The 10027-nt window shown below is 72.2% G+C and carries 12 protein-coding genes; all 12 read left to right on the top strand.

The features are described 5' to 3' along the window. Positions 1 to 430 (top strand): hypothetical protein (locus D7V77_RS44015; protein WP_199733957.1); only part of this gene is annotated, 430 nt, incomplete at its 5' end. 691 nt (positions 431 to 1121) lie between these two features. Beyond that, entirely contained in the window at positions 1122 to 1469 is a 348-nt protein-coding gene (locus tag D7V77_RS44010) for a hypothetical protein (protein WP_158624562.1), read from the top strand. Between the two features lies 1 nt (position 1470). After that, the gene (locus D7V77_RS37260; protein WP_120581003.1) at positions 1471 to 2505 is read left to right on the top strand and encodes a DUF4255 domain-containing protein; all 1035 of its coding nucleotides are present in this window, start codon (positions 1471 to 1473) and stop codon (positions 2503 to 2505) included. Next, complete coding sequence (locus tag D7V77_RS37255) at positions 2502 to 3824, top strand: ATP-binding protein (protein ID WP_120581002.1); 1323 nt, start codon at positions 2502 to 2504, stop codon at positions 3822 to 3824. Before D7V77_RS37260 ends, D7V77_RS37255 begins: the two co-directional genes overlap by 4 nt. After that, positions 3818 to 4090 carry a hypothetical protein gene (locus tag D7V77_RS37250; protein WP_120581001.1) on the top strand — a complete coding sequence of 91 codons (273 nt, stop codon included), beginning with the start codon at positions 3818 to 3820 and terminating at the stop codon, positions 4088 to 4090. The genes D7V77_RS37255 and D7V77_RS37250 overlap by 7 nt, the downstream gene beginning before the upstream one ends. Next, positions 4084 to 4731 carry a hypothetical protein gene (locus tag D7V77_RS37245; RefSeq protein ID WP_014394729.1) on the top strand — a complete coding sequence of 216 codons (648 nt, stop codon included), beginning with the start codon at positions 4084 to 4086 and terminating at the stop codon, positions 4729 to 4731. The genes D7V77_RS37250 and D7V77_RS37245 overlap by 7 nt, the downstream gene beginning before the upstream one ends. After that, positions 4731 to 5021 carry a LysM peptidoglycan-binding domain-containing protein gene (locus D7V77_RS37240; RefSeq protein ID WP_120581000.1) on the top strand — a complete coding sequence of 97 codons (291 nt, stop codon included), beginning with the start codon at positions 4731 to 4733 and terminating at the stop codon, positions 5019 to 5021. The genes D7V77_RS37245 and D7V77_RS37240 overlap by 1 nt, the downstream gene beginning before the upstream one ends. Positions 5022 to 5025: 4 nt before the next feature. Continuing rightward, the gene (locus D7V77_RS37235) at positions 5026 to 6156 is read left to right on the top strand and encodes a phage late control D family protein (RefSeq protein WP_120580999.1); all 1131 of its coding nucleotides are present in this window, start codon (positions 5026 to 5028) and stop codon (positions 6154 to 6156) included. Beyond that, complete coding sequence (locus tag D7V77_RS37230) at positions 6153 to 6974, top strand: phage baseplate assembly protein V (protein ID WP_120580998.1); 822 nt, start codon at positions 6153 to 6155, stop codon at positions 6972 to 6974. Before D7V77_RS37235 ends, D7V77_RS37230 begins: the two co-directional genes overlap by 4 nt. A gap of 16 nt (positions 6975 to 6990) precedes the next feature. Continuing rightward, positions 6991 to 7401, top strand: a complete 411-nt coding sequence (locus tag D7V77_RS37225; RefSeq protein WP_014394733.1) for a GPW/gp25 family protein — start codon at positions 6991 to 6993, stop codon at positions 7399 to 7401. Beyond that, on the top strand, positions 7394 to 8587 hold the full coding sequence (locus tag D7V77_RS37220; protein WP_120580997.1) for a hypothetical protein: 1194 nt from the start codon (positions 7394 to 7396) through the stop codon (positions 8585 to 8587). Before D7V77_RS37225 ends, D7V77_RS37220 begins: the two co-directional genes overlap by 8 nt. Further along, positions 8584 to 10027 (top strand): hypothetical protein (locus D7V77_RS37215; protein ID WP_199733956.1); only part of this gene is annotated, 1444 nt, incomplete at its 3' end. The genes D7V77_RS37220 and D7V77_RS37215, both read left to right, overlap by 4 nt.

Raw genomic sequence — 10027 nt, 5'->3', positions numbered from 1 at the left:
GGTGGAGACGGGGCAGGGGCGGGTCCGGGTCCGCGTGCCCGCGGGCGCGGACCAGGAGGCCGTCGTGGAGGAAGGGTGGATGGACGCGCACGCGTTGCTGGCGCGCTGCGCGGAGCCGTTGGACGCCTCCACGTGGGACGTGACGCGGCTGGATGCCGCGGACGTGCAGCGCATCGACGAGGCACTGGAGGCGGTGTCTCCAGCGGTGGTGACGCGGGTCCAGGCGCCCTGTGCCGCATGCGGGGATGTGCGGGAGGTGGAGGTGGATCCGTATGGGTGCCTGTCCATGGACCCGGAGGTGTTGCTGGAGGAGGTCCACACGCTGGCGTCGACGTACCACTGGAGCGAGCGGGACATCCTCGCGCTCCCGAGGCACCGGCGGCGGCGGTACCTGCGTCTCGTGGAACGGGGCGCGGGTGTGACGACGTGAAACGACTTTGGAGTCCGCGATGGGGTTTCTGGCTGACATCCTTGCCGATGCGCTCCCGCACCGGGTGCCCGAGGCACCGCTGGAAGAGTGGGAGGACACACCTGTGTCCGAGGTCGTCGGGGAAGCACCACCGGCGTGGGGCGGAGAGCCCGCCCCCCGGTCCGCGGACCATGACTGGGAGGCCAGGCCTGACTCCGGAAACGGAAGTCGAGGTCTGGGAAAGGTGGCTAGCGCAGTGGTCCCTCAGGGGCAGGGCGGCATCCTGGCAGGTGCCGTCCGAGTTCCAGTGGAGGCTGGTGGGGAACCGGACCGGGCGACCGGCGAGGACCCCGACAGCCTTGATGTTCTACCCGACCCGGTCCTGGTGAAGTCACGTGGGGCGGGTGGGTTCGAGGTGCCTGAAGTCGTGACCGGACTGACGTCGCTTCCTCGTGGAGCGGGGTTGGAAGAAGGCGCGACCCAGGACACCGAGAGCTCCTCCGTTCCGCCTCTGGCTGCGACAGGCCTGCTCAGGAGAAAGCCACAGGGGTCCGCCACCCCTCCCGCCTTCGTGCCGTCCGTGCCTCCGCGTGTTCCGGAGGCCCGGGGGCCATCGATGCCCGTGTCCCAGGAGGCCGCGCCTGGCCGGTCCTCGGGGCCGGCGGCACCGGGGGCCTTCGTACAAGAAGCCCCAGCGCCTAAGGGGCGGGCCGTGCCCGGGTCCGCTTCGTCCGGGTCCACCGCGTCCGAGACTCCAGCTCGTGCCCCGCGCCCGGTGCCGGGCGCGCCCGCCGCCGAGCGGGAGGCGCGGGCGGTTCCCCGGGACGTCGCGCGACAGGCTCCGCCGCCAGGGGAGGCCGCTCCGGCGTTGCCGCCAGGGGAGGCCGCGCGAGGGGCCGCTCCGGCGTTGCCGCCGCGGCGCGAGCTCCAGGAGCCCCGTGTGCACATCGGCGAGGTGCACGTGGTCATCACCGCGCCGGCGCCCGCGCCCGCGTCTTCCTCCGCGATTCCGGGCCAGGGCTCGGACTTGCTCAACCGTCACTACCTCCGGAACGCCTGAGATGGCCCTGCCTGAATCCTCGGTCTCCGTGGCCTGCCGCTCGCTGGCGGACTTCGTTCGCGAGAGCTTCCGCCTGCAGGGGCAGACAGTCCGCGTGCCCATTGGCACGCCCGCCGCCGCCGCGCCCGCCACGGGTGACACGGACCACCGGGTCAACCTGTTCTTCCACCGCTTCGAGCCACCGCCCATGGGCGCGGACGTGCTGCCCGGTCAGACCTGGTTCCTGCGCGTGCACTGCCTGGTGACGGCGTTCGCCGCCGCCGAGGACACGGTGAGCGCGGGGGAGAACGACCTGCGCCTGCTGGGCGAGGTCATCCGCTTCTTCCACGAGAAGCCCGTCATGGACGCGCTGGACGCCTCCGGCGAGGTGGTCCGCTTGCAGCTCATCTTCCAGCCGCTGAGCCTGGATGACATCAACCGCCTCTGGTCCACGCAGAAGGACGTCGCCTACCGGCCGTCCGTGGCCTACGAGGTGGCGCTCGTTCCGGTGGTGCCGCGCACGCGCACGCGCGAGGCGCCTCGCGTGGTGTCCGTGGGGGCCCACGTGCAGCCGGGGACACCACGCGGGCCGGTGCCGGCGGTGCCAGCCTGGACGCCGCCCCTGGCGCGGTTGAGGGTGGACCCGCGGTTGGAGGACTGGGCGCCGCAGGTTGGCTTCGTGCGCGCGGGGACCTGCACGCAGAGCCTGGTGTTCGAGGTGGGCAGCCCGGAGCTGGCGGGCTTCACGCCAGAGGTCGTGGTGGCCGGAGCGGCCGGGGCGAGCGTGCACTTCCGGTGGGACGTCTGGGACCAGACCCTGGGGTGGCGCACGGTGGACACGGCGGTCGACATGACGCCGGCCGTGCTGGAGGTGGACCCGGAGCAGCCGCCCGCCACGTCGCGTGTGCCGGTGCCGCTGCCCTTCTCGGACCATGCGGGACAGGCCGTGCTCTACGCCGTGCGCCGCTACCGGCGCGCCGCGGACGGGCCGGAGGGCGTGGAGCTCGAGGCGCGGGGCAACCCCGTCTTCGTCACCTTGCATGGAGGTGGCGCATGAGCACGGAACCCCTGCGGGCGGAGGTGGAGCGGGTGGAGTTGCTGGGGCAGTGCCTGTCGCGGCTGCGCCAGGGCGCGTCGTTGGAGGACGCGGTGCTGGAGCGGCTGCGCGAGGCCCAGGCGCGGGTGCGGGTGGCCCGGGAGGATGGCTCGGCGTGGCGCCTGCTCCGCGCGAGCCAGCTCGCTCCCGTCGAGTATGACGTGCTGGCCTGCGCGGTGGCGCCCGAGATGGAGCCTCGAGTTGGCTGGCTCTTCCAGCAGCTCCAGCCCGGCGCTGCGCAGCCGGTGTACCCCACGGCGGCGCTCATCCAGGAGCTGCTCGCATTGCAGCCCGCGGACGGCGCGAGGTTGTCGTCGGTGTTGTCCGAGGACGCGCCCCTGCGGCGCCTGGGGTTGCTGGAGCGCGACGAGGGAGGCCCCTACTCGCCCATCCGGCCGAGCCGTGGCCTCACGCCGCGCCTGCTCGGAGCCCCGGAGCCGCCCCTGTCGCTCCCGGGCGCGCTGCGGGTGCCGGGCACGGCGCGCTGGGAGGAGTTGGTGCTGCCGGAGGCGAAGCTGGCGCTCCTGCGGGAGTTCCTGTTGTGGCTCCAGCATCGCGAGACGGTGGTGGAGCAATGGGGCGGCCGCGCGATGGGAGGCCCCGTGGCGTTGTTCTCCGGCCCGTCCGGGACGGGGAAGACGTTCGCCGCCTCGGTGCTCGCCACGACGATGGGCTGGGAGCTGCACCGCGTGGACCTGGGCGCGCTCGTCAGCAAGTACATTGGCGAGACGGAGAAGAACGTCAGCAAGCTCTTCGACGCGGCCCACGGGCGCGACGTCATCCTCCTCTTCGACGAGGCGGACAGCCTCTTCGGCCGCCGTGGCGAGGTGCGCGAGGCCCGCGACCGGTACGCCAACCAGGAGGTGAGCCACCTGCTGGCGCGAATCGAGCAGCACACGGGGCCGTGCATCCTCACCACCAACCTCAAGGGCAACCTGGACCCGGCGTTCGCCCGCCGCTTCCAGGTGGTGGTGGAGTTCCCCCGGCCGGACGCCCGCGCGCAGGCGAGGTTGTGGCGGGGGCTGCTGCCGCCGCGTGCGCCGCTGTCGCCGGAGGTGGACCCGGAGGTGCTGGGCGCGGCGGTGAGCCTGTCCGGTGGCGGCATCCGCAACGCAGCGCTGCACGCGGCCTATCTCGCCGCGGGCGCGGGGACCCCCATCGGCATGCGGGAGCTCGCGCTCGCGGTGTGGCGCGAGCTGGGCAAGGAGGGGCGCGACGTGTCCGCCTCGGAGCTGGGGCCCTTGCGCAAGCACCTGCCCAAGGAGCTGGCGCCATGCTGACCATCGACGCGTTGCACCTGCGGCTGCCAGCGGGCTTCGAGCGCCGCGCGGACACGCTCGTCCGGCTCGTCGCGCGCGAGCTGTCTCGCGTGCACGTGGTGAATGAAGGGACGCACCACGTGCCTTCCGCGCACCTGTCGCTGCACGTGGACCTGTCGCTGCCGGATGGGGAGGTGGCCTCGCGCATCGCCCACGCGCTCGTCACCCATGTCAGGGGCGCGGTGGAGACTGGCCGGGTCGAAGAGGAAGGAGGCCGTGGATGGTGAGGGTGAGCCGGGGCGCGCTGGTGGAGTACGGCCTGTCCGTGCCTCCCCTGGCGCTGGTGTTCGACTTCAATCCGCGCACGCTCTCGCGCACGCGCACGCTCACCTTGCGCACGCCGGGGACGCCAGGGTTGCGCGGGGCCTACGACTTCGCGCTGCCCACGGAGACGCCCCGCGTGGCGCAGGGCGTGTCGGTCGAGCCGGAGTCGTTCACGCTGGAGATCCTCCTGGACGCCACCGACCGCATGCACGAAGGCGACGCGGTGGCCGCCACGCTGGGCATCCAGCCGGAGCTGGACACGCTGCGCACGCTGGTCGAGCCGAAGTCGCAGGGGCCGGGAGGGCTTCAACTGCTGGCCAGCCTGGGGCTCGGGTCGGAGCGGGCCTTCCAGCGCGAGCAGTTCGCGTCGGTGCTGCTGTTCGTCTGGGGTGGCCAGGTGCTGCCCGTGTTCCTGACGTCCGTCCGGGTGGAGGAGACGAACTTCCTGCCCTCGCTGGTGGCCTACCGGGCGACGGTGTCGCTCACGTTGCAGGTCATCGAGGGCAACAACCCGTTCTACCTGCGGGAGAAGGCCCGTCAGCTCGTGGGCGCGGCGGTCAACAGCGGCCGGCTCACCGCGGACCTGCTCAAGGGGGTGCTGTGATGTTCCCGCGTGACTCGCGGTATGCGAAGGGCCGTGCCTTCGACGAGGACCCGGTGTTGGGGGAGGTGTTCCGCGGCGTGAGGCCTCGCGCCATCGGCCCGGCCACCGGCGTGTTGGAGCACGTGGTCCGCTCCGGTGAGCGCTTGGATCTGCTGGCGCGCCACTACTACAACGACGCGAGGTTGTGGTGGCGCATCCTGGACGCCAACCCGGGCTTCCTCTTCGGCGGCGACCTGACGCTCGACAGCTTCGTGGGCCAGGTCATCGTCATCCCCCGGGCCACGGAATAGCGCCATGCTGGCCGACCTGTTCAGCGAGCGCTTCCGGGAACCCGTCGAGTGCGCCATCGAGGTGCGAGGCCGTCCCATCACCTCGCTCTATCCGTTCCTCCGCGAAGCCAGGGTGGAGGTGAGCCGCGACCGGGTCGGCGTGGCGACGCTCGTCTTCGACACGCGCCGCGACGAGAGCGGGCGCTGGACGGTGCAGGACGCGGAGGTCCTGGCCCCCTGGGAGCCCATCCTCATCGAGGCCCGCTTCGGTCAGCACACCGAGGAGGTGCTGCGGGGCTTCGTGCGCGAGGTGCGCGCGGACTATCCCGAGGACATGGGCACCGCCCGCGTCACGGTGTCCTGCCAGGACGAATCGCTGGCGATGGACCGCGAGCACGTGCGGCGCGTGTGGGGCGCGGAGGTCCCGACGTCGGACGGCGTGCTGCTGGCGGAGATCGCCGCGCGCCACGGCCTGGTGGTGGACCCCACCAGCGGCGCCGGCCTGAGCGGATTGGTGGTGCCGCAGGACTCCACCGACATCCGGTTCCTGCGTGCCCGGGCCGAGGCCAACGGGTACGAGCTGCTGGTCCGAGGGGGCGTCATCTACTTCGGCCCCATGCGGCTGGACGCCGAGCCCCAACCGACCATCCGCGTCTACGCGGGCCTGGACACGCACTGCCGCGCGTTGAGCGTCACCACGGACGGGCATCGCCCGAACACGGTGGCGGTGGACCTGGCCCCCTTGTCGGGCGCGGAGCCACGCCGGCAGGAGGTGACGCCGGACCTCCCGCTGCTCGGTACCCAGCAGGCGCACGGTGGCCAGGAGGGGCGCGACTTCACGTGGCTGCTCACCCGCGAGGGGGCCGTGGACGAGGAGGAGCTGCTCGCCCGGGCCCGGCGCAAGGTGAACGACTTCTCCCTGCGCGTGCGCGCGGAAGGGGAGCTGGACGGCACGGCCTACGGTCATGTCCTCAAGGTGGGCCAGCCCGTGGGCGTGGACGGCGTCGGTGAGTGGCTGGGCGGCATCTACTACGTGGACGCCGTCACGCATGTCTTCTCACACGACGGTTACCGGCAGGGGCTGCGCCTGTTGCGCAATGCCTATGGGGACAACCTCGGGGGCGGGGCGCTCAACGTGCTGGGAGGTCTCCTGTGACGCCAGAGCTGCTCACGGAGCTCATCCGGCATACGCGCGACAAGTACTTCGGCAAGTACCGGGGCTTCGTCGCGGACAACCAGGACCCGGACGGATTGGGGCGCCTCAAGTTGAGGGTGCCGTCGGTGCTGGGCTCCGAGTCCTCGCCCTGGGCGCTGCCCTGCGTGCCCTTCGGTGGCGCCGCGGGACATGGCTGGTTCGCCATTCCGGAGGTGGAGGCCCAGGTGTGGGTGGAGTTCGAGGAGGGGGACCTGCGCAGGCCCATCTGGACGGGGACGTTCTGGCAGAAGAAGGAGGACGTGCCGGAGGACGCGGCGAAGACGCCTCCCACCACGCGCCTGCTCCGCACGCCCGCGGGCCACGTGTTGCGGTTCGACGACGCGAAGGACGAGGAGGCGGTGCTGCTCCAGCACCCGAAGGGGGCGCAGCTGAGCATCGACCCGAAGGGGACGGTGGCGCTGACGGACGCCAAGGGCGCCACGGTGGTGCTGGACGCGGAGGGCGAGGAGCTGCGCGTCGAGGACAGCCACGGCAACTCGCTCGTCCTGTCCTCCAGCGGCGTGCGGGTGGAGGACTCGCACGGCAACACCATCGAGACCGCGTCCTCGGGGGTGAAGGTGAAGGGCCAGCAGGTGGTGGTGGAGGGGACGCAGGTGCTTTTGGGCGGCAGTGGCGGGGAGCCCGTCATCAAGGGGCAGAGCTTCCTCACCCTGTTCGCCACGCACGTGCACACCTCGTCGGCGCCGGGGGGCCCCACGTCGCCGCCCATCCCCCAGGGCGAGATGAGCACGCTGTCGACGTCGGTGATGACGAAGTGAGGGAAAGGGACGAGGGATGAGCGAGCCATTCGATCAGCGTCAGCGCCTGGGGGACCCACCGTGCCTGGCCTTCCCGTTCCGCGTGGAGGCGCAGGGGCCGGCCATCAGCCGGCGCGGCCAGCACGTGCGGGAGCAGATCGAGCAGGTCCTCTTCACCACGCCCGGGGAGCGGGTGTTCCGCCCGGACTTCGGGGGTGGGGCGAAGATGCTGGTGTTCGAACCCAACGGCACGCCGCTGTGGGACGTGACGCGGCGGCGCATGCAGGCGGCGCTGGCGGACGCGCTGCGCGGAGAGGTGGACCCGGGCAGCCTGGAGCTGGAGGTGACGGGCGAGGACGAGAAGCTCCAGCTCGTCGTGCGCTACCGCCTCACCACGCTGGGTGTTCCCCAGCAGCAGCTCTTCGCGGTGGGAGGCGTCGGTGGCTGACACGCCCGTCCCTGAAATCCTCTTCGAGCCCGGGCTGCCGGGATGTGGCCGCCGCGTGGTGCGGGGACTGCCCCGGCCGCTCCCCGACGTGGGCAACGACTTCGACTGGCAGGTGCGCGACTTCGACGGCTTCCGCCGCTTCATGATGGAGGAGCTGGCGGCGCGCATCCCGGAGCGCCAGCGCTGGACGGCGGCGGACATCGAGGTCGTCCTGGTGGAGGTGCTGTCGGCGGTGCTCGACCAGCTGTCGGACATGGCGGACCGGGTCGCCGCCGAGTCCTTCCTGGAGACCGCGCGCCGGCCGGAGTCCGTGCGGCGGCTGTCGCGGCTCATCGGCTACGACGCGGAGCGCATGGCCTTCGCCGCGGGAGACATCCGCACCAACCCGGCGGCGGATGGGGAGGGGGCGAGGGCGGAGCTGGAGCAGGCCTGGGCGGCGAACCCCTTCCTGATGGAGGCGGCGCGGCGCGCGGGGCCTCGCGAGCTGCACGTCCAGCGGCGCATGGTGACGGTGGAGGACTACGGCGGGATGTTGGAGGAGCACCCGCTGGTCCGCCACGCGCAGGCCTCGCTGGAGTGGGGCGGCTCGTGGACCGTCGTGCGGGTGGCCATCATCGGGGGGAATGACCGGGTGCTGGATGCCGTGGAGGGCACGAGCGCGGCGGCCACCACGCCCGCGGACCTGCGCAAGCGCGTGGAGCGCTTCCACATCGAGCGGGGGCTGGATGCGCCGCACTGGCCGGACACCTCCCTGCGCACGTTGCTGGGCGGCTACGTGGAGACGTACCGGATGATTGGCCAGGAGGTGCAGCTCCAGGACGCGGTGCCGGTGGGCATCCAGCTGGCGTTCACCCTCCAGGTGGGGCCGGACTACTTCCAGTCCGAGGTCCGCGCCGCGGTGGAGCAGGCCCTCGGGCGCGGCCCGGGAGGGTTCTTCGAGCCGGGCCGGCTGCGCTTCGGAGAGGACGTCAACGCCAGCGACCTCATCCAGACGCTCACCGCGCTGGAGGGCGTGGAGACGGTGCAGTTGGATCAGCTCAAGCGTTTCGGCGCGCGCTACCTGGACCAGGTGGCCACCGGCCGCATCCTGCTCCAAGGCATCGAGCTGGCCACGTGTGACAACGACCCGGCCCATCCGGAGCGGGGCTCGTACACGTTGAACCTGCGGGGCGGGAGGCGAGGGTGAGCAAGTCATCGGACATCACCCGGTGGAACCGGGCGGGGTTGCGGCGCATCCGCTACGTGGACGCCAACGCGGCCACGCTGCTCGAGGAGCTCCGCGCGCGATTGGACGAGCGCTTCAACCGGCCGGAGGCGTCCGTCCGCTGGCCCGGGATGCAGGCCCCGGTTTCGGAGAGCGAGTCCGAGCGGCAGGCGCGGCTGCTGGCCCAGTACGAGGCCCCGCGTGCCTCCGTGCCGGACTGGGGTTGGGAGATTGCCCGCGCCCTGGCGCGTGCGACGCACGTCCTCACCGAGCACGTGGACGCCTATGCCAACGAGGGCTACCTGGGGACGGCGACCCAGTGGGAGAGCCTGCGCCGGCTGGTGGAGATGATCGACTACCACCCGTCGCCTCCCGCGTCGGCCTTCACTCCGCTGGTGGTGCACGCGAAGGCGGGGACGCGGGGACGGCTGGGGCGAGGCTTCGCGGTGCGACACTCGCCGCCGGACGGGGGCGCGCCCGTCACGTTCGAGTCGCTCGACGACCTGGACGTGGACGCGGAGCTCAACCTGCTCCGGCCCGCGGGGCATGGGGTGAGTCCGGACGCGCTGGGACACTCCACGAAGAAGCTGGTGTTGGAGGGGAGCCTCTCCGGCATCAACGCGGGGGAGCCCGTCGTCCTCGAGAGCGAGGTGGATGGGCGGTGCGTGGCCTTCGTGGTGGACAGCGTCCTCCAGGAGGCGGGGACCACGACCTTGCGGGTGACCCCCACGCTCCCGAGCAACGTCTTCACCCTCGGGCGCACGCGCGTGCATGTCCGCCCCAAGGAGCGGTTGCCGGTCCAGGGGCCGCTGCGGACGGGCGGCGCGGTGGGGTTGATGCTGCGGCTGGCGGTGGAGCCGCGGGGCCTGCTCGCGGGGGACATCGTCACCGTGTCGGACGGACAGCGGCGCTACTACCGGCGCGTCACCTCCGTGGACGGGAAGAAGGTGGGGTTGGACCGGAGCATCGGCGAGCTGGCCCTGGCGCAGGCGGTGCTGGCCCGGCCAGTGGTGGTGCCGGTGGCGCGGCAGATGGGGAAGCGGATCATCACCTCGAGCGAGCCGCCCACGGTGGAGTATTTCGTCCAGGTCCCCGGTGCCTGGCAGCGCTTGACCGGGGAGACGCTGGGGGACCCGCGCGCCTTCGAGGACCCGGTGCGGGAGTACGAGGTGCACGTGGTGTCCGCCGCCGAGGTCCCGGTGGAGACCTCCGAGGAGGCGAATCGAGGCTACACCCTGCTCAAGCTCACCCAGCGGCGCGCTGAGGGAGAGACGGAGGAGTCGCTGCTCAACCCGCAGTCCTTCCTGGCTCCGCCGCCCGCGTCCGCGGGGGGCTGGGAGGTGGGCACCTTCCTGATGGCGGACGACTCGGCGTCGTTGCTGCCGGGGACTTTGTGGGCGGACAAGCCCAAGGGGCTGGGGG

This window comes from Corallococcus sp. CA041A, from assembly GCF_003612075.1.
In the GTDB taxonomy this organism is placed as follows: Bacteria; Myxococcota; Myxococcia; order Myxococcales; family Myxococcaceae; genus Corallococcus; species Corallococcus exiguus.
The sequence above is the reverse complement of the archived record's forward strand: the minus strand, read 5'-3'. Positions and strand labels throughout refer to the sequence as shown.